Source organism: Alphaproteobacteria bacterium, assembly GCA_023898725.1.
Lineage (GTDB): Bacteria > Pseudomonadota > Alphaproteobacteria > JAUHZC01 > JAUHZC01.
Genome location: CP060236.1, coordinates 562,501 through 582,080, shown reverse-complemented (window position 1 = coordinate 582,080; position 19,580 = coordinate 562,501). Strand labels below are relative to the sequence as shown.

Here is a 19,580-nt window from a genome sequence, read left to right as displayed (position 1 = left end):
CTCCTTACCTTAAGGAGGCTTCTTGTCTGTTCTCTTTCAGGAAATTCTGGGCCATTTTTTACACGTTGGATCTATTTGTCACCTCCATTGCACCTATCAAGGACTCGATATTCTTATTTTTTATATTAAGGATGATAGTATATTTTATTGAAAAACTAAAAAAATATACTATTATATTTTAATATTTAAATAGAAAGAAACACACATGAAAAAACAAATTTTTTTACTCTTAACGATTACACTCCCCTTGTGGTCCTCTGAATCGGTGGATATAAAGGATAACAAAAAACCAGAAGTGACAACACTGGTTTCCTCATCATCCACAAATTCTTTTGTAAGAACTGGCTCGGGTGTAGGGGATGAATCTTCGGTGCCCCCCTCAAGAATGATCAGGCGTTTTACAGACAACAGCTGGTACATTGATACGTATCTGGGTATGCCAGATCCATTCCTCAACCTTCGCTTTGATGGTATCCCCCGCCCGGATTCAAATCATGCTATTGCACATGCCTTTCACCTTGCAAACGGGCGCCCATTCATTGTTGTGGGAACACAGCATGATCTTCCTTTAGGTCACTTCATGGCACGTACTGAGGCATTAGGCCTAACGGGTATTGCTGGTATTGTTTTGACTGAAGTTAATGCCCCTCCCCTCTGCAAAGAAATAGATTATTTAGAAGAAACTCCTTTATCGGATGCTGAAAATGAGAGACGCTTCAGTCCACTAATCGTTGGGCAACATACTGTTGATAAGTACATTGCGGATCTCACAAATCCTGAAAAGAGTCGCCCATTGTCTACGGAATATGCACGTGACTATATTGAAAGAAACACTCTCTTAAGTCTTGATGGTCGTTGGTACGAGAAAGCACAAATCCCACTTTCATCAACTATATTCGACGCGCTCTCAGAACACACAAGGCTACCTCGTAAGTTTTTTGAAAATAATGAATTTCACCCCTACGCAATCAGTCATATACTATATCATCTAAAATTGTTTACCCTATATGATAATTCATCCAAAGCACCCTATTTTACATTGGATTTTGCGCCGGATGATGTTTTGAGAAAACTTGCCCAGCGTCAGGGAAAAGGGGTATTTTCACTTGAAACAAGATCAGATCGGGACGATACAGAGCGCAAGACTCTTGAATCTCATCAAAACAAAATTCTGTCTGATATAATCACATCGTGTCAGGAAGATTCCAAGTCGCTATGGTTCTTCCCGACTTTAGTTGCGCATGTCAAGAAAGAGATCTCGGAACTCGAGGTGGTGCTTGCAGAGGAGGAAGAGGTACCCTCGACCGCTCCAAGGGTAGTACCCCGAGGCATGTATAATGAAATTCGTAATACCCGAACCCTTTTAGCGGAACAACTGTGTGCACTTTCACAGCCCGTGACGCGGTCAATTACCGATGTGTCAGATATCGCCCGAGGCGATGTGTCAGATATCGACCGAGCCGATGTGTCAGATATCGACCGATCTGATCCGGTTATTGTTGATGCAGTGGCCCGTGATGATCTTTGGGCCGAACGTATTCAGATGTCTTTATGTACAACTAATCATTCCCCAGTTGTTTGTGTGGTTGGACAGTTTCATACTTTCGATCTCGTGCGTGCATTAGCAGAACGTGGAGCCATTCATCCAGATAGTGCTTTCCATCCAATTACCAGTGTTACCCTACCCGGTGTCATTGAGACTCTTGAGCTTCATCAGGCAGGCCTCACTCGTTTTGTAGAGGAAACCCATGCATGGGTTCTTCCACGTGCGCCGCACAGCGTTGTCGGTTCAGACTCTATGGGTGAAGCAGGTGGCATTCCTCATGATCACCTCTAAGTTTCGTAGTACGATTCAGCTAAAATCCAAGAGCTTATTCCGTGTGAAATTATCGAGTCTGATTCACTGATAATTCGTGACTAGTATTAGTTAGGGGTGGTATTCCACCCCTTTTGTGTCTTGGAAACAAACGATGTTTGTATCCTTTTGAATCTTTAAAAAATCCAGGGATTTTATGGATATGAAGGCCGATAGGTGCATATCATGACGCCTCACCATGAACTCTTAATATGGTCAAAATTAATTTCTTCTATTGTTTGTGGAACAGGAATGCTATCCTGTTCAAAATGATCATGTAGTTTTTGTTTTTTACCTCCATGAATGGTGAAGGTGCCGTCCTTGTGCTATAAGTCTCGTATGGGGCTCTAATTGGAGAGAATGCTCGCATAAGTGCCTTTTCTGCTTATGAGCGATTTAAATCGGCCCTTTAGATCTAATTCATAAAAAATATTTTAAATGTTTACCTTATTAATTCCAAAAATCCACTTAGAATTATTGACAAAAATTTCCACACAGCTACATTTTTAAGCAGTTACATTGTTAGGTAATATGAATTTAGGTAATTTCGCGATTGTTTTGCTTGCTAGCGTATTGAGTTCTTCACTGTATTCCACAAACCTTAAAAACAGTTTAGGTATTCATGTATACGAAAGCGACGACAACGATTTGATTTGTCATGCATATGTTGATTGGTTTCAAGGAAAACACGATCTCAAAATGAAGGGCTATTGTTCAGACAATAACCTTGAATGCCGTGCAAAAGAAGGAGGAGAAAAAGTTTGCTACAATGGAGATTTTAGTGAAGCGTTGACAAATTTTTATACTGATCGTGGGAAAGTAGCGACTACTATTTCTAAAGATCACTTATTGAAAAATAGACCTACCCGCTCTCCAACAAAAGTAGATCTTAGTGTTCAGCGTGAAATACAACAAGATGGTTTTCAATATGAGATTACCTACATTTATGAAAAAGTTGATAACTCCAAAAAAATCAAAGAGCTCTCAAAAGATCTTGAACGCTTAAAGAGAGGCAAAAATTCAATGAACAGAAACGATTACAACAAGAGATCGTATGCATTAGATCAGCAATTGGAAGAAGCCAAGAGCGTCCCGCAGAAACCCACGTTAGATGTTAGTTTTCACTGTTACCCCCCTCGAAACTAACTTAGGGCGTAAACTATTGAGACCAAATAATGCATAAGAACTTTGAATAAATTTATCTATTGTGATATTAAGCTAATATTTTTTGTGGATCTTTAGTTAATACAATTTTTGCCTTTGTATGTATTATTTTTTAAGACTAATTCTCACTGGCTTATAATGGTAATATAATCAAATATTTGGGTTAAAGCTTGGGTCAATTTCCAAAAATATCTATTTCTCTGTCCCGTTACGAACTTCAGCTATTGGGTGCAGTTCTTCATGGGAAAAAAAACATGTGGATTGCACAGAAATTCTGTAAAACAACCCAGGCTATCGAAAATAAATTAAGCGCTCTTCGAAATAGAATTTTCCCCGAGATCCGATATAGCAAGTATCGAGACCAATTGGTTAACTTTGTCCGCAATGGATTAAAAGACGGTGAATACATTCTTCAAAGAGCATTTGAGGAAATGTGTCATGAATATGAAAAAAATATTTTACTGCAAGACATCAGATCTCTTGTCAAAAAAAAGCATCTGTCATGTGATTTCTACAAAGGAAGCCTTGTCAACCTGAATGTAGATATAAGGGAAGATCTTCGAGACATAGGTCTTGGTGTTAGAAAAAAAATAGATCTATCTACAAACTCTTTAGAAAACAACATTGAGATTTTATTCAATCAAACTAAAACATCTAAAAACATACCTCTTGCTAAGATCTCCATTGACCCAGATCAACTGTGCCATCGTGATCTCAAGGTTTATATTGCAAATGAAATATTAAAACAGGGACCGAAAAATGGTTTTACTAATCAGCTATTAAGCCGCTTAAAATACTACTTGGAGCAATCCAAATTAATGGCGGATACTTTTAATGCCATACCAAATGATGTCACTATTCTTCCCCTTAACACGGTTTCATCTGAAACACAAAAAGATGAGACTAGCAAAACTATTAGCAATCCGGTTGTCACAAAGAATTATCAACTTGAATTAAAGATAGCTATATTTGCACTAACCACAATATTTATCCTACTTTTCTCAATCTGGTTTGGCCAAAACCATGAAAACTCAATCCAAGTATCTAACATTGAGGATATAATCACTGATAAATACTATATCAATCAGAGGTATCATCAAAAAATTCATCATGTTTTTTCCCAACCACATAGCAATGAACAAAATAAGGTTATCTCAATAACCGGGAATGATGGCATGGGGAAAACGACACTTGCTCAATTATATGCGAAACTTCAACCAGCCTCTATTAAATGGACGTTTAATTGCGAATCAAATGATCATTTTTTAATATCATTACACTCTATAGCAAAAGAATTAGTATTAGAAGACCCAAGCTTAAGTGATAAGTTATCTAAAATTGAGAAAAGTATTGATAACGATAAATTTAGATTATTCTTAAATTTTTTGCGGAGACATACTCCCAAAAATGCAAAAAAAATATTCATTTTTGATAATTTAAATTTTAATACTGCTCATATTATGAAACTGCTACCTCGACAAAAAGCTAAGTGGGGCAGCGTTGATATTCTAATAACCTCAGATGATTCTGATTTAAAAAACTCTAACTGCGTTTATGATAATATCCACCTAGATAAAATTGATAAAAAAGACTTTTTAGAAATTATTCGAATTTCGATTAATATCGACCAGCCAGACATAAAGGCTGATCTAGAGGAGGCCATAAAACACTGTCAACTCACACCTTTGTTAGCCTATATGCTGGTTAAATCCAAGCTAGAAGAGCCAGAAAAAAGTTTTAAAGACATTGTGAATAACGTCTTTTACACAAAAGATAGCAATCCTTATGAATCCAACAAATCTGATCGTTCGATACAAGATATTCTTGTCAAACGCATAGAAAGTAAAATTATTGAAGATTACCAGCTAAAAAAACTCTTAATCTGTTTAAGTTACCTAAACCCACAAAACATACCATTATATCTTCTTGAAGGTTTTTTCTCCCATATACCCAGTAAGGTATTACGATCAAAATTAAAAAGTATCATGGGCTCTTTTTCCAAAGAAGGAAGTTATGAAATGATTAACTTTCACCCTTGCTTGCATAAAATTCTTGTTTCTTATGTCCAAAAACTGCCTCCTGATCATGAGGCTATTGTGGATTTTATGGGGTTTTTAATTGCCAAAACCAATGATGATAATAAATCATTGAATGACGAGAAATTAAGACTTTCTCTCATTCATCTCAAACAAATCGTTAAAAAAAGTACGTTTAAAAGCCCAGCAAGTCTGTCGGAAATATACTTCACAATTGGAAAGGCAAGGAGATATTTTGGTCAGAGAGAAAAAGCCTTAAAAGATTTTTCCCAGGCGCTAAACTTCGTATCTAAGACAAGAAACTCTGTGCAGTACTCTCAAATTCTCAGCGAATACTGTCTCACAAACAGATATCTGGGAGAATATAAAAAAGCTATTTCCTTACTGGAAGCAAGATGTAATGAGAATGTTTCTGCAAATGAAAAGCTTGGATGTTACAAAATCCTTGCCCTATTATATAGAGATATTGGGGATTATAACCGATCGATTAATTGCTATAAGCTCTGCTTGGAAACAGACCCAGCTGACCTTCCTACCAAAACAGAACTAGGAATAATATATCACAAGATTGGCTTACCGGCTGAAGGACTTAAACTTTATCAAGAAATCCAAGCCTCTTTGCCAAAAAAACTTCAAGAGTGCCGTTTAAAGAACAGATTTAAACTATTACATGCCTTACATCTTGAGGATGATAAAAGCAGTGAAAATTCTTTGATAGAATTAAAAGATCTTCTTGATGATATGATCAAACGCCATGGTGAGAAATATCTTCTAACTGGACTACTGTATTGTGATGTAGGGGAAATTTATATTAAGAATAAAAAATTTTCACAAGGGTTTCACTATTTGGAAAAAGGTCTTTTTATCATTATGAAACGTGTTGGTATTGCTCATCCAATATTTATGCGTAAAAAGCTAAAAACCATCCACTTAATGATTAAGAATAATTTCAAGAACCCTCGCTCTGAATTAAAAAAAATCCGTAATTATATTACACAAAACAATCCTAATTTCATTCCATATTTATATTCCTTAGAAAAAGAGCTTGGTATTGATAAACCAGAAAACTTAAAGACTGAATCTATCAAAAAGCAAATCGAATCTCTGTATCCCAAAAAATCCAAACTTTATAACTCATTATATAAATCAGTGATGCAACAAGTTAACTTGTAAGATTTTTGAAAGTTAATCTCACGAATAAGTATTAATAAAAATAGGAAAACATCAAATACCCGCCCCCTGACAATACCCCTACAAGGACACAGTAAGGAAGCTGTGTTACAACATGAGACATATGATCGCACTTGGCCCCCGTCGAAGAAAGTATTGATGTATCTGAAATTGGAGAACTGTGATCACCCATCACGGCACCACCTAACGTAGCTCCTAATGATATATAAAGGAGGTTTTGATTTGTGGCCATCACAAGATCAAATACAATTGGCACCAATATGGAAAACGTTGCCCAGCTAGTACCAGATGAAAACGAAAGAATTCCTGCTACAATAAATACTGACAATGGAATAAATGCTGGGTTTAGGCCTGATTCTATAAGGAAATCTGATAAAACATGCCCTATGTTTAAATCTTGAATCACTGAAGATAATGCCCACGCAAGCATCAATATCTTCATAGCAGGGGCCATAGATTTATAGCCCTCAACAAATGAGTTTTTAATTACAGGTACTGATGGGTTTAGATAAACGCTAACTAACGCTAGAGATCCAACAGCACCCAAAATGAGTGATATACCGACATCAATATGATTGAGAAGTTTCATGAGATTTGTCTGATAATTCGAAAGTATATAGCCTGATAAAAGCATGATAATGATCGTTCCAACCAATAAAAATGATAAACTGGTTGTCGCAGCAAAAAATAGATTTCTTTCTTCAGGAACATTGCGCTTCACCCTTAATTGATGACTTTGATCCACGTGTAAAGGATCTTCTGGTGATTTGGTTTTCAAACTATCTTGGGATTTTTTGTCAAGGGCACGCATTAAAGGAAAATCAAAGGTAGTAAACGCTACTACTAACGTTAAAACAAGGGCACCGATAGCATAAAAGTTATATGCGGCTGATTTGATAAAGACCTCAAAAGAAAATAAACCTATGAGATTGTGCTTCTGCAAATTTCTTTCAATGATAGCCATAATCGTCACACCCCAACTTGAAAATGGTATCAAAATACATGCGGGGCCTGCTGTTGAATCCAAATAATACGCGAGTTTTTCTCGTGACACACCTAACTTCTGCACCATGGGAAGAGCTATCGCCCCAACTATTAAGCTATTGAAATAGTCATCAATAAAAACTATCAACGCAATAACTATAATGGCCATTTCGCACTTACGCGGTGTATTAATAAATTTCATTAATCTACCCGTCATAGTTCCAAGAGCCCCACTTTTATCAAGTAACGATGTATATGAACCAAGCAGCCACAAGAAAATGAATAATGAGATGTTATTGGCAACTAAAGTATTGTCTTTGTAGAATATTTCCCTGAAATATTTTACAAATTCAAAAACGTACTGATGATCAAGTACTCCAACCTTAATAAAGACACCAAGGAATATTCCACAGATAATTGAAAAACCTGGCCTTTTACTTATCATTGCTAAAGCTATGGTCAGGAAAGGTGGCAGAAAGATTGGCCAACTAGTGAGAAGCTTTGCGTACACGAGAACCTCCTATTACAATATTGGTTTGTGAGATAAATACACCTAAAAGAATCATGCTCCCCCCGAGGATGCTGTGAATACCTATTGGTTGTTGGAGAAACAGGCTACAGAATAATAATGAAAAAAATGGATCACTCATTTCAATCACCTGTGCTTTTCCGGCTTCTATGTACTCAACTGATTTTGCTGTAAAATAAAAACCCATTAGGGTCGGCACGATAGCCATAAAAAGTATATGTTTATTATGAGATACAGGAATCGCGTATGATTCACCCGTGATAGCAGCAAAGCTGACAAGCATTGCACTTCCTAAACCACAAAGCCACCATAAAAGACCAAAACTTGAGGGAGTACGGAAATACCTGGCAAAGAAAATAAACCCTGAGTACCCAGCACCTCCAATAAATGCATATAGTATGCCTTGCATGCTTTTAGCGTCAATTAGGTTTACATCTCCCAACAGCACGTACTCACCAATCAAAATTAACAATATACCCAAGATAAGTCCTATTGTGAGAGGCTCTTTTAAAAACAAGACACCAACTAAAACGGTAAGAATTCCTGTGCCGTAAACAGTAAATGAAACATTTGCAATGGACGTTAGAGCAAATGCTTTTGTTTCAAATACGTATAACAACAAAACGCCACAAAAAGCCAAAAGGGAAATTTCTTTAGACCTATTTCGAAGAGAGTATATTTGACTTCTGACCATTGGAGAAAAAGTAGCGATTAGCGATATCAAGAAAAAGGCATACACACAGCGGTAAAGCGCTATTTGAATTGGCAACAAAGCATCACTAAAGCAGAACTTTGAAAAGATACCCAATGTTCCATTTGATATTGCGGCACCCAGTGCCAAAATGATTCCTTTAGACTTCATTTTATCTAACAATCATATGGGTGTTACGGCCTGTTCTATGGGAAACTGTTTTACGTAAGTCTTCCAGAACAAGAATACGCTCCATCCATCTGTCACGGCCATCGTAGTTTGCCTTGAATTTACCACGACCATGTGCAAGCAGATGATTATTAATGATAAGGATCTCACCTTGGTTTAAAGCCAGTCCGGTACGAGATTCTTCAATCTTCTCACAGATATAATCAAATGCAGCTTTCGCTTCGGTAGTAAGATTTTCAGTTGGCATGATCTCTGGATCAAGTTGCAAGTATGGGTTATTCCATTGCCCACGAAGAATACTTATTTTTCGGATCTTATTGAATGTTTCAAAGGTTTTTTGCAAATCCGTGTTCTCTTTATACTGTTTTTCTGTGTACGTAACCTCTGTGTGGGAATCATCAGGATAGATTTCATACTGTTCTTTAAACAACTCTCTTTTATATTCATCTGGAATCGCATCTAACTGAATAGGAAATAGTGTAGTTGGCGTTCTAGAATCATTTCTCATACACATAAGCGTTAAAAAGTCAGCCCGAGCAATATGGAAAGAGTCTTCTGTATGAAATCTTAGATTCACATTAGATCCATATCCCTGTTGATGTTCTTCAAAACCCTGAATTGGCAGAACATCAGATACAAAACTGCCGCCGTTTTGTGTTTTCCAGCTATAGGGATAACCAAATTGAGCAGCTATGAAAAAGTTAATGAATTGCAGTTTTCGGGCATAATCAGACTTAGGAACATTCCAATGAGGGGGCGTACTCCCTAACAGCTTATCGTCAAAGGGATATCCCCTTATGACTAATACGTCAGACGCCTCCTTTTTAAACTCACTAACTGTCAAACGAATTTGTTGTGGTAGTTTTGTGATAAATATATTTTTTGCCTCATAAAAATCTGGGTTATCTACGTTATCAAAACGAGAGAGAGCTTCATCAGAGCACTCGTTAAGTAAGCTTATGTCACTTAAGTTTAAATTATATTCCATCACCTTAAGTTGACGTGATAGAGTATTTGATCTCTTAACGTTTAAATTTTGTGCAAACATTTTAAATTACCGTTTAATTTCATCTGAACTTAGAACTAGAAATCTTTTTATTCCATAAAGGTGATTAACTTTTACCCAAGTGGGTCTAGGAAAACTTGTTTTAATGCGAATAATGAGATCATAAGCTTAAATGAAAAGAATTTTCAGCAATCATAAGCAATGAGGTTTCAGGGAGTTTGATAAATATCTAATTAAGCTAGATATTGTCACTATCTTGGGTGGATATTTGGGTTATCGCCGCGAAAACTTATTCGTATTTCTCCCAGAATAGAATAATAATTCAGATATAATATAATGTGAAAACATTGTGGGGTGTAAATTTTATGTCACGATAAGCCACGCCTAAACGGCTAATATTTGTTTTTCGTCTTTGCATGACAATATAATGTTGTTTCACTCAAACCACTCACCTTTTGTCCCTGTTGGAAATTTGGCGTTCAGATATCGTCATTTTTATTATCAAATCATCATCTGGGCGGTAAGATGGTATTGTAAGTATGGAATCAGCTATCCCGACTGAGAGAAAATGGCCTGTGAAAGAGGCATCCAGGTTAACCCTACAACGCTCTATCATTGGGTCATCTATTATGCCTCTAAAATTCTGGATAGACTTAAGTGGTACTGAAAAATAACCAGTGGATAGTCTTGGCGCGTGGATGAGACCTGCATCAAAGTGAAAAGAAAATGGCCATACCTTTATAGAACCTTGAATAAGCAAGGCTATACCATTGATTTTATTTGTCCCCAATACGCAATACAGGAGCTGCACAAAAGAGTGGCAACATCTACAGGTAAAATACCTGAATAATTTGATCGAATCAGATAATGGCAAAATCAAACCCCTCACAAAACCAACCCTGGGATTCAAGTCACGCACAGCCGCTTATGCTACATTAAAAGGACTTGAACTGATGAGAATATCTAAAAAGGATCAATGAGATACCTGGAAGTTCGCACAAGACCTTCAAGGAGAAGTCAGAACCATCACTCAAGGTCTGCTCGGATATTAAGCCCCAAGAACCTTTCAGAGGCTGTTGGTTCCTCAACATTCAAATTTGCAACACGGCCGTAGAAGTTATGGGGGTATTAATGGACAAGGCGCTTACGAATGCCGGTACGGTCTTTTCTTAAAAGAGGAACTTTTTCAGCATATGCGGGACCTTCTGCGCGAAAGGTAACGTCATCAACTCTTACGCCATCTTCAGAAGAAATATCAGAATCTGTTGCATACGTAGGCGGAGGTGTCTGCCTGTGCGTTGCATCATAATCTTTCAAGACCTTCAACAATGTTCCTTCCGGTAAGTAGCCAAGCCTAAGCGGTTTCCTATCCTTAATACGTGTGCGGTTTGATTCATATCTTCTGCTAAGGCGCTGGCCAAAATGCAGCCTATGCGATGCATCCAGTGCGTCGAGCGATTCCTTGGTGATCGGACATCCTGCTATTTCCTCCTCAGGAAACAGACCTTTAAATCCGTTTTCAAAATAACGTCCTATCAATGATGCTGCTCGCGGAGCCCCAAAATAATGGGCTTGTGCAAGGAGTTTCAGGGCACGGCTAGGGTCTTTTTCCCACGCACACGGTTCTTCCCCACATATCTCGTTTAAACGTTCCCACTAACAGCTTTTCCGCAGCGGTAACACATGACTCAGCAAAATGAATTTCATCTTCATTCGGATAATGGTCTGTCGTGCGCCGTGCCTTAAAATTCACAGTATCACCAGTGTCAGCACTGATATAAGATAAATCAAGCAGTTTAAGTGTGTGCGCATCAGGGTGCATGTGTATCCCTGTACGAACAGGTGACCTTTCAGCGTCACTAACTTCAGTAAAACTTGCGAGAAGTGGGGGACATAACAATATTGTAAGAATGGAAAGTATATAGTGCATAAAGATTATCCTTATGTACATAAATACTCTATATGAATATCCTTGTTTGTCAATTAATTCTATAGGTGATCAACGAGTATCTTTGATAGTGTTGACCCAGAAACAGGGGGGTGCGTATTTAATGCACTGCGAACAGCTACACCCATTTCACGCACAAGAGTGGGGATATCACCCTCACTTTGCACACGATCTGTATACTTCATCATCCATAATAAGGAAAGAAGGCGGGCTTCTTTAACAAAGGTTGTGGGAGGCACAATGCCACCGCGATTCCACGAGCCAAAATCACGGGGACGGAGGCAAGGGATGCAGGCACACGCATCAACGCCATAAGATAACAACACTTGATTAGTGAGCCTGACAAGGGTGACACTCCCTATCACGAGGAAAGAAAGCCCCTCTCCCCACACGGCAGGGTCATAAAAGCTTGGTGATTGTGTATAAGCAATACCGCCAATGATTGCCGCACTGCCAATAATAAAGTCAGGAAGCTGATCCTTACGATTAACGGGGGCAGGCATTGCACCACGTGTGGCCGAAAGATCGCCTGTTGCTTCTTCCCAGAGGCGAAAATACCTCTCTGTATTACCAGGGAGACTTTGCACCATAGACCTCAAAAGATGATTTTCGGGTTCAGTTAAGACCCCATGTGCTGCTCGTGTAGTGATCACTCTTTTTAGTAGTCTTTCGCGGGTGTCAGAGGTGTCCGTAATCATTTTATAGAGATCGATATCCGCGGGAAAATCTACACCAACCATAATTGGCTGGCTTTTCCCATCTGAAAGTAAATCTGCCGCCAGAGCGTTTAATTTACGCATTTAAAACGTTAGGGATTCTATTCCCTCATCCAACCTGAGGTTCTCACGATTCAGGTTACGCAGCTTTACAACCCCGTCGAAATATGCGGCAATGGCATTTGTTTTTGCATGAGCATGCAAAAAGGTTGCGATGCGATGGGGTAGTTGCCGAATGCCCTCTACGGGAGCTGCGGTTCCATCAGGCATGAGATAGCCCTCATCATATATAATGTCATCAGGAATGGGGGTCGTAAAACTTTGACAATCATAGTAAGCCGCAGGATAATCTACACAAGGACGCCCCCACCCATTTTCACATACTTGTGCATCAATAAATCGCATCACCGGGGTATCAAGGGGGTTGACGACATGTTCGCCTAGGAGTGGAGATGTTAAGTGATCAACAATTGTCCCATCATCGCCAATATCAGTTATAGCCTTATCAGGGTTTCTTCCATTAATTTCCGCACACACACGGACGAACTCGTCATAAAAAACGCGGGCATCTTTGCGTAACGGTTGGGAAAGATGATTAGTTTTTGGATCATCAGTCATTACTGCCTCTAATAATACTGGTGGGACGGGGACAACAGCACTTGCATAGTGTCGCAATTCTGAAAATCAAGGTAGAATGATGAAAATACCTTAAGTGACTGATCTTTCTCCCCATACGATATCTTTGAAAGCAAGCTCGTGGATCATCGACAAACTCTAATTCCTCGAGAATAACAGATTCAGGAGCAACACCTCCTGATGTCATCATTGGCAACGAAACAGAGGAAAAGAGAATAAAAGCTCTCAGAAGATTTTTAGTAAACGTGATGGTGCGCGATGTTTCATACTAAGGGCTAATGTATTACCTATATGTCATTATTGAAGGGGATAATTTTACAGAAAGGGGAAAAATTGACTTTCTGCCCATTAATAAACACCGGCCAGCGTACTATGTTATTTTTTTATCATCAGAATTAATAGCCTTTATCCCTCGGTCTTTCCAAAAACCACGGCTGTAGCCACCCTGTGCCTTTGGGGATGGCCTGATCAAAGAATCTCGGGTATTCGTACGAGTCACTCCTTTTTCAGAGGACACAGATTAGTCGACTGTTCCAGTGCGGCGGTGCCTCACCGTGCCCAATAGAGCACGTCTCTCCTCGTCTCCTTCTTCTTTGCTTTCTTCAAGCACAACTACTACATCGCCAACCCCTACACCAAGGGTTTCGGGAGCATCCTCGGCCCTAAAAATATCTCTCAATACGAGTCCTAACTTATCGTCAAGATCTCCTGTTGTCGGGGTTTTTCCTGCAGCTAATGCACGCGCATTAAATCCATAGGCAACGACAGGGGTTCTTGTTCCACCGAACCCTCTTCTTGTTCGTCCGACAGCGTTATAGAATCGAAAATCAGGCTTACCTGGACACCGAACGTTTTCAGTGTATCCTCCACCTAGAGGAATATACGCTATTTTATAACCATAGTAGTTCATCATAAGTGAGCCAGCCTCACTGTGACCGTAATAGAGCGCTGCTCGTGCATAATGGAGAGCTGCAGTAATTAGCCCACTCTTGCCCTCTTTTTGATAACGCAAGAAAAAGGAACACGCCGTTTTAAAACACTGCTGTGCAAACTCTATTTCTTCCTTTGTTTGCCAGGTAGATGTGACTGGTAAATACTCCGCACGCTTCACACGGGGTCTTCCGGAAGGATACGGGTGAGGATCAACGACCTCCATGGGTTCCAGTGAATCAATTGAGGGATGAGGATCGAGTCGCATGGCGCGCGCAATAGTTAAGGGTGATGGAAAAGTTTCCCCCGTACCATCCGCGCACGCACGAGTTGTTGAGGCTTGTGCCACAACAACAGAGAAAACCAACAATGTGCGTAAAACTTTAACCATAATCAATGCTCCTATCACCTGAGAATATTTGCAGATTCTTGGCTATTTGTCAATTTTACTTCTATCTGAGGTAATCAACCACTGTTCTTGATATATTTGACCCTCGAGTTACTGGATGGAGCCTGAGTGTTTGCTTGATCTCACTTGTAAGTGTGCGCACGTGCCCATTAACGTCTCCCGCTCTAGCTGTCTCCATTCTCTTTAATATCCAAAAGATGCTTGCAAGTTTAGCTTCTTTCGAGAAGGTTTCCGCCGGGTAGGCAATAGGAATGCCTAATGAATCCCGCCGAACAACACGTCCACATGTCATGGTAGCAACCAGGTCTCTTCCACAGGCCCACGCAATTTCATCAACAACCTCGATCCAGCTAACGAGGGCATTTGCCGCAAAGTAGAATACAGTCACGTTGGATCGTGTTGTCTCTCGTGACTCATGCCCAGCGTGCAATACCTTGAACACCTCTGGACCTTGGACACCTCTGATCTCAGACATTTTAGAATTAATCACAACACACTTTTTGCGGATAAGAAGGATCACATCAAGGGCATCGAAAATTTTTGGAATGATTAATGTGGTAGTGGCCAAATTCAGTCGTATCCAAAACATTATAGGCTGGCCAAGAGTCTGTATAAACAAGGCTATCAGGTTACTCCCTTGCTCCGAATAATCGGAACCAGCGGGGTTCTCTTGGCATCTGGAATCACCTGAGTATGTACCTTGCATCCCCGCTTCAATAGACCAAATACAGGAACCTTACCTACAGATCCCCTTTCTCGTTGACCTTTACGGGCACCTCCAAAATAACTTTCATCAACCTCTATCTCTCCATCAAAAACAGACAAAACTTCACGTTCTTGATGCTGGGCAATCAATACTCTGGGCCTCTGATAATAGTAAGCTGCTGTTTTATGATTGATACCAATCAATCAAGACACACATCTTGCTATGGTGCCGGCCACAAAAGGCTCAACTAGCTTTTCGTGTTTCATTCTGCTTAAACGACTCTTTCTCATGCCTACCTTTATAACACTTTTTATGTATTATCTGGGACAACCTCCTAAAAGTTATCTCAGCGTGCGGGGGCTGGACGTGGAGCAGAGCGGGCTTTGGCACGCGGGGGTCTTCCTTCTGGGCGACTACCAGAACGAAAATTAGGACGTTTTGGAGAACCATTTGGCGACAGACGACGCTCTGATGCATCACGTCCACGGCTTTGTCCCCCAAAGGTCCGTGCTGGACGACGCTCGTGAGAATCTGCACTGCCATCGGCAGAGGAAGATTTTGCACGGAATGGCCTCAGCGCTTTTGGTGCCCCGGGACGTGCGGATGATCGCTCACCTCTCCGGTCGGGACCTTTTCCCTGTAAAAATCCGGGGCGACCCTTGCGAGAACCTGGTTTCACGGGCTTGGTGTCCTTTAAAGAAGGATCAAGTAAGCGTTCAATCGCACGCCATTGTACTGTTTCAGCAGAGCTTAAAAAGTTTACGGCCTCACCACTTGCACCTGCACGGGCCGTGCGTCCGATACGGTGAATATAATCCTCTGGATTTTGAGGAAGATTGTAGTTAATAACATGTGAAATGTGCGGAATATCAAGACCGCGTGCCGCAACATCTGTAGCAACAAGAACACGTGAGGTTTGTTTGCGAAAATCAGCGATAACACGGTTACGCTTATTCTGGCGCAAGTCACCATGAAGGGCATCCGCTTTATGACCATTTTTCTTAAGCTTAACCATCATTGCATCTGCCGAACGCTTCGTTTTCACAAAAACGATCACAGATCCTTGACGCACTTCAAGCTCTTCAAGAAGCAAGTTATACTTATCCGGATCTTCGACCTTCAAACGGGTTTGCTTAATATTGGCCGCAGGCGTATGAACTGACCCCACCGTAATACGGGCAGGATCTGTCAAATATTTTGCCGATAATTTCTGAATGCCAGAAGGAAGGGTTGCGGAGAACATCAGTGTTTGGCGGACTTCAGGAAGAAATTTCGCAATAGCATCCAACTGAATGGAGAATCCCATATCAAGCATCCGGTCAACTTCATCAAGAACAAGGATACGCGTATTCGCAAGGGAAAGCGTTTTACGATTGAGATGATCATTAATGCGGCCTGGTGTACCGATAACAATGCGCGGATTTGCGCGCAATTGGTTTCCCTGACGGGTATAACACTCACCACCAACAAGCAGGGCCATAGGAACTTTCGCCTTACCGATAAAAGACTGGAAGGCCTGATACACTTGAAGGGCAAGTTCACGGGTTGGCAAGAGCACTAGACCGTGGCTCTGTGTGTCAGAAAGAACTTTTGTAACCAGGGGGATACCAAACGCAGCCGTTTTTCCTGTTCCCGTTTGAGCCGTAGCCAAAACATCTCTACCCGCAAGAGCAAGAGGTATTGTTTCACGTTGCACAGGTGTCGGTTCTGTAAACCTTAAGCGTGTTAACGAAACCTTAAGTTCGCTTGGTATTCCTGGGAAATTGAAATCTTGCATAATTAATCCTTATGTTGTTTGTTTTAAACGGTGCTAGTGCATGTCAGTTAACGAAACGAACACAAGTCAAATTAATGAAATGCAAGCCTTAGCGTGGCGCGAGGTTAGTCGCTCAAACTAATATTTACGGCGGATTGCTTTCCACGGTTTTCCGCTAGCTCATAGGACACTCTCTGTCCATCTGGAAGATGTTGGATTCCTGCTTTTTGGACTTCACTGATGTGAACAAAAATATCAGCGCCACCCTGCTCAGGAGCAATGAAACCATAACCTTTTGTAGTATTGAACCACTTTACTGTACCTTGTGCCATTTATTCTTCCTTTTAGATAGTTACTGTTAATAGATTTTTCAACGGCAATTGAAAAATATCTGAGTTTCCGAACCAAAATCCAATAAAGGGGCAAAGGGTTAGCCTCACTACCTATATAAATTCGCATAATCAATCATGATCATGACATAGGAAAACAAAAACTCTCACTACACTTATATCAAAAGCGTTCAGTGAGCAAGGTAATATTTATGATACTAAAACCTTGTGTCAAAAAATAGATACATGAATAAAAGAGATTTTTTGTAATAAATATGAAAAGGTGAATTAATGACGATATGTAAACCCTATAAGGGCAATTAAACACATCAAGTGTTGGAGCGATTAGTACGGGTTAGCTTAATACATTACTGCACTTACACATCCCGCCTATCAACGTGGTGGTCTTCCACGGCTCTCTTAAGGATAACTTATCTTGAGGAGAGTTTCCCGCTTAGATGCTTTCAGCGGTTATCTCGTCCGTACTTAGCTACCCAGCAATGCAGCTGGCGCTACAACTGGTACACCATAGGTACGTCCATCCCGGTCCTCTCGTACTAGGGACAGGTCCTCTCAATTATCCGGCGCCCACGGCAGATAGGAGCCGAACTGTCTCACGACGTTCTGAACCCAACTCACGTACCACTTTAATTGGCGAACAGCCAAACCCTTGGGACCGACTTCAGCCCCAGGATGTGATGAGTCGACATCGAGGTGCCAAACCTCCCCGTCGATAAGAGCTCTTGGGGGAGATCAGCCTGTTATCCCCGGCGTACCTTTTATCCGTTGAGCGATGGCCCATCCACGAGGGACCACCGGATCACTATGACCGACTTTCGTCTCTGCTCGACATGTACGTCTCGCAGTCAGGCAGGCTTTTGCCATTACACTCTACAGCTGATTTCCGACCAGCTTGAGCCTACCATTGCGCGCCTCCGTTACTCTTTAGGAGGCGACCGCCCCAGTCAAACTACCCACCATGCAGGGTCCCGGACGTGGATAACACGACGCGGTTAGGTATCAAAAACGTTAAGGGTGGTATTTCAAGGATGCCTCCACGCCAACTGGCGCCAACGCTTCATAGGCTCCCACCTATCCTACACATAACGATCCTAACACCACTGCAAAGCTGTAGTAAAGGTGCACGGGGTCTTTCCGTCTGACCGCGGGTACCCCGCATCTTCACGGGGAATTCAATTTCACTGAGTCGATGTTGGAGACAGCGGGGATGTCGTTACGCCATTCGTGCGGGTCGGAACTTACCCGACAAGGAATTTCGCTACCTTAGGACCGTTATAGTTACGGCCGCCGTTTACTGGGGCTTCGATTCCAAGCTTGCACCCGTCCTCTTAACCTTCCAGCACCGGGCAGGCGTCAGACCCTATACGTCGTCTTTCGACTTCGCAGAGCCCTGTGTTTTTGGTAAACAGTCGCAACCCCCTATTCTGTGCCACCCTCACACGGTTGCCCGCGCAAGGGCCTCCTTTATCCCGAAGTTACAGGAGCATTTTGCCGAGTTCCTTCAACATCGTTCTCTCAAGCGCCTTAGTATACTCAACTCGTCCACCAGTGTCGGTTTGCGGTACGATCAATATGTTGGAGCTATTTCCTGGAACATTTTCGAAGCCAACCCAATCCAATAAGGGTAGACAACTTACAATATTCGTCACTTCCAACTGGTTCAGGAATATTAACCTGATTCCCATCGACTACGGCTTTCGCCCTCGCCTTAGGGGTCGACTAACCCGACGCGGATTAACCTGGCGTCGGAAACCTTGGACTTTCGGCGAGCATGTTTTTTACATGCTTTAACGTTACTCATGTCAGCATTCTCACTTCTGATACCTCCAACAACGTTTACACGCTATCTTCAACGGCCTACAGAACGCTCCGCTACCGCTTGCAAAAGTATCTCTCTTTTGCAAACCCACAGCTTCGGTAGATGGTTTAAGCCCCGTTACATTTTCGGCGCAGGACGGCTTGTCTAGACCAGTGAGCTATTACGCTTTCTTTAAAGGATGGCTGCTTCTAAGCCAACCTCCTGGCTGTCTTGGCCTTCCCACTTCCTTTTACACTTAACCATCATTTGGGGACCTTAGCTGGCGGTTAGGGCTGTTTCCCTTTTGACCACGGACCTTAGCACCCATGGTCTGTCTGCTGTGCTGAACTTGCTGGTATTCGGAGTTTGGTTAGGTTTGGTAAGCCTCGCGGCCCCCTAGCCCATCCAGTGCTCTACCCCCAGCAGTTATACACAACGCACTACCTAAATAGTTTTCGCGGAGAACCAGCTATTTCCGGGTTTGATTGGCCTTTCACCCCTAGCCACAAGTCATCCCCTGATTTTGCAACATCAGTGGGTTCGGCCCTCCAGTACGTGTTACCGCACCTTCAGCCTGCTCATGGCTAGATCACCCGGTTTCGGGTCTCATCCCTGGAACTAAATCGCCCTATTAAGACTCGCTTTCGCTACGCCTACACCTATCGGCTTAAGCTTGCTCCCGAGAC

15 protein-coding genes, 1 rRNA gene and 2 pseudogenes (1 of these 18 running past the window's edge) are annotated in these 19,580 nt (G+C 41.4%); 5 read left to right on the top strand and 13 right to left on the bottom strand.

Annotation, left to right across the window (positions count from 1 at the left end; genetic code table 11):
- Nucleotides 1-205: 205 nt before the first annotated feature.
- The 3 genes from H6849_02590 (at nt 206) to H6849_02580 (ending at nt 6,228) form a co-directional block, all read left to right on the top strand.
- Nucleotides 206-1,837, top strand: a complete 1,632-nt coding sequence (locus tag H6849_02590; GenBank protein USO00975.1) for a hypothetical protein — start codon at nt 206-208, stop codon at nt 1,835-1,837.
- A 549-nt stretch (nt 1,838-2,386) separates the two neighbouring features.
- Nucleotides 2,387-3,001: a hypothetical protein gene (locus H6849_02585; GenBank protein ID USO00974.1), complete on the top strand. Its 615-nt coding sequence runs from the start codon at nt 2,387-2,389 to the stop codon at nt 2,999-3,001.
- Nucleotides 3,002-3,273: 272 nt separating this feature from the next.
- Entirely contained in the window at nt 3,274-6,228 is a 2,955-nt protein-coding gene (locus tag H6849_02580; protein ID USO00973.1) for a tetratricopeptide repeat protein, read from the top strand.
- Nucleotides 6,229-6,259: 31 nt separating this feature from the next.
- Here the strand turns inward: H6849_02580 and H6849_02575 are convergent, their stop codons facing one another.
- Genes H6849_02575 through H6849_02565 form a run of 3 tightly spaced genes read right to left on the bottom strand, consistent with a single transcriptional unit; the run spans nt 6,260 to nt 9,687 of the window.
- Nucleotides 6,260-7,741, bottom strand: coding sequence for a hypothetical protein (locus H6849_02575; protein USO00972.1), 1,482 nt, complete (start codon nt 7,739-7,741; stop codon nt 6,260-6,262).
- Nucleotides 7,719-8,621, bottom strand: a complete 903-nt coding sequence (locus H6849_02570; GenBank protein ID USO00971.1) for a DMT family transporter — start codon at nt 8,619-8,621, stop codon at nt 7,719-7,721. Before H6849_02570 ends, H6849_02575 begins: the two co-directional genes overlap by 23 nt.
- Nucleotide 8,622: 1 nt before the next feature.
- Nucleotides 8,623-9,687, bottom strand: a complete 1,065-nt coding sequence (locus H6849_02565) for a TauD/TfdA family dioxygenase (GenBank protein USO00970.1) — start codon at nt 9,685-9,687, stop codon at nt 8,623-8,625.
- A 385-nt stretch (nt 9,688-10,072) separates the two neighbouring features.
- Between H6849_02565 and H6849_02560 the strand changes: the two are divergent.
- Nucleotides 10,073-10,697 (top strand): annotated as a pseudogene (locus tag H6849_02560) (IS6 family transposase).
- Nucleotides 10,698-10,773: 76 nt separating this feature from the next.
- On the opposite strand, the gene H6849_02555 reads toward H6849_02560, so the two are convergent.
- From H6849_02555 to H6849_02530, 6 genes are all read right to left on the bottom strand, one after another.
- Complete coding sequence (locus H6849_02555) at nt 10,774-11,184, bottom strand: hypothetical protein (GenBank protein ID USO00969.1); 411 nt, start codon at nt 11,182-11,184, stop codon at nt 10,774-10,776.
- Between the two features lie 58 nt (nt 11,185-11,242).
- Nucleotides 11,243-11,575 (bottom strand): hypothetical protein, encoded by a 333-nt coding sequence (locus H6849_02550; GenBank protein ID USO00968.1) that lies wholly within the window; start codon nt 11,573-11,575, stop codon nt 11,243-11,245.
- 59 nt (nt 11,576-11,634) lie between these two features.
- Nucleotides 11,635-12,393 (bottom strand): hypothetical protein, encoded by a 759-nt coding sequence (locus H6849_02545; GenBank protein USO00967.1) that lies wholly within the window; start codon nt 12,391-12,393, stop codon nt 11,635-11,637.
- Nucleotides 12,394-12,927 carry a hypothetical protein gene (locus tag H6849_02540; GenBank protein ID USO00966.1) on the bottom strand — a complete coding sequence of 178 codons (534 nt, stop codon included), beginning with the start codon at nt 12,925-12,927 and terminating at the stop codon, nt 12,394-12,396.
- A gap of 538 nt (nt 12,928-13,465) precedes the next feature.
- Entirely contained in the window at nt 13,466-14,266 is an 801-nt protein-coding gene (locus H6849_02535; protein USO00965.1) for a hypothetical protein, read from the bottom strand.
- A 61-nt stretch (nt 14,267-14,327) separates the two neighbouring features.
- Nucleotides 14,328-14,672, bottom strand: a complete 345-nt coding sequence (locus tag H6849_02530) for a hypothetical protein (GenBank protein USO00964.1) — start codon at nt 14,670-14,672, stop codon at nt 14,328-14,330.
- Nucleotides 14,673-14,735: 63 nt separating this feature from the next.
- On the opposite strand from H6849_02530, the pseudogene H6849_02525 reads away from it, so the two are divergent.
- A pseudogene (locus tag H6849_02525) lies at nt 14,736-14,831 on the top strand (IS1595 family transposase).
- 77 nt (nt 14,832-14,908) lie between these two features.
- Here the strand turns inward: H6849_02525 and H6849_02520 are convergent.
- The 4 genes from H6849_02520 to H6849_02505 all read right to left on the bottom strand — a co-directional run.
- Entirely contained in the window at nt 14,909-15,139 is a 231-nt protein-coding gene (locus tag H6849_02520; GenBank protein ID USO00963.1) for a transposase, read from the bottom strand.
- Nucleotides 15,140-15,336: 197 nt separating this feature from the next.
- On the bottom strand, nt 15,337-16,767 hold the full coding sequence (locus H6849_02515; GenBank protein USO00962.1) for a DEAD/DEAH box helicase: 1,431 nt from the start codon (nt 16,765-16,767) through the stop codon (nt 15,337-15,339).
- A gap of 104 nt (nt 16,768-16,871) precedes the next feature.
- Nucleotides 16,872-17,078 carry a cold-shock protein gene (locus H6849_02510; protein USO00961.1) on the bottom strand — a complete coding sequence of 69 codons (207 nt, stop codon included), beginning with the start codon at nt 17,076-17,078 and terminating at the stop codon, nt 16,872-16,874.
- A 322-nt stretch (nt 17,079-17,400) separates the two neighbouring features.
- Nucleotides 17,401-19,580: ribosomal RNA gene (locus tag H6849_02505) — 23S ribosomal RNA — on the bottom strand; it runs 574 nt beyond the window's last position.

What these genes read in the sequence shown, in the direction of transcription:
- H6849_02585 (USO00974.1), top strand. Translation starts at nt 2,387, where the DNA reads ATGAATTTAGGTAATTTCGCGATTGTTTTGCTTGCTAGCGTATTGAGT.
- H6849_02535 (USO00965.1), bottom strand. Translation starts at nt 14,266, where the DNA reads ATGGTTAAAGTTTTACGCACATTGTTGGTTTTCTCTGTTGTTGTGGCA.
- H6849_02545 (USO00967.1), bottom strand. Translation starts at nt 12,393, where the DNA reads ATGCGTAAATTAAACGCTCTGGCGGCAGATTTACTTTCAGATGGGAAA.
- H6849_02580 (USO00973.1), top strand. Translation starts at nt 3,274, where the DNA reads ATGTGGATTGCACAGAAATTCTGTAAAACAACCCAGGCTATCGAAAAT.
- H6849_02515 (USO00962.1), bottom strand. Translation starts at nt 16,767, where the DNA reads ATGCAAGATTTCAATTTCCCAGGAATACCAAGCGAACTTAAGGTTTCG.
- H6849_02590 (USO00975.1), top strand. Translation starts at nt 206, where the DNA reads ATGAAAAAACAAATTTTTTTACTCTTAACGATTACACTCCCCTTGTGG.
- H6849_02550 (USO00968.1), bottom strand. Translation starts at nt 11,575, where the DNA reads ATGCACTATATACTTTCCATTCTTACAATATTGTTATGTCCCCCACTT.
- H6849_02570 (USO00971.1), bottom strand. Translation starts at nt 8,621, where the DNA reads ATGAAGTCTAAAGGAATCATTTTGGCACTGGGTGCCGCAATATCAAAT.
- H6849_02510 (USO00961.1), bottom strand. Translation starts at nt 17,078, where the DNA reads ATGGCACAAGGTACAGTAAAGTGGTTCAATACTACAAAAGGTTATGGT.
- H6849_02565 (USO00970.1), bottom strand. Translation starts at nt 9,687, where the DNA reads ATGTTTGCACAAAATTTAAACGTTAAGAGATCAAATACTCTATCACGT.
- H6849_02540 (USO00966.1), bottom strand. Translation starts at nt 12,927, where the DNA reads ATGACTGATGATCCAAAAACTAATCATCTTTCCCAACCGTTACGCAAA.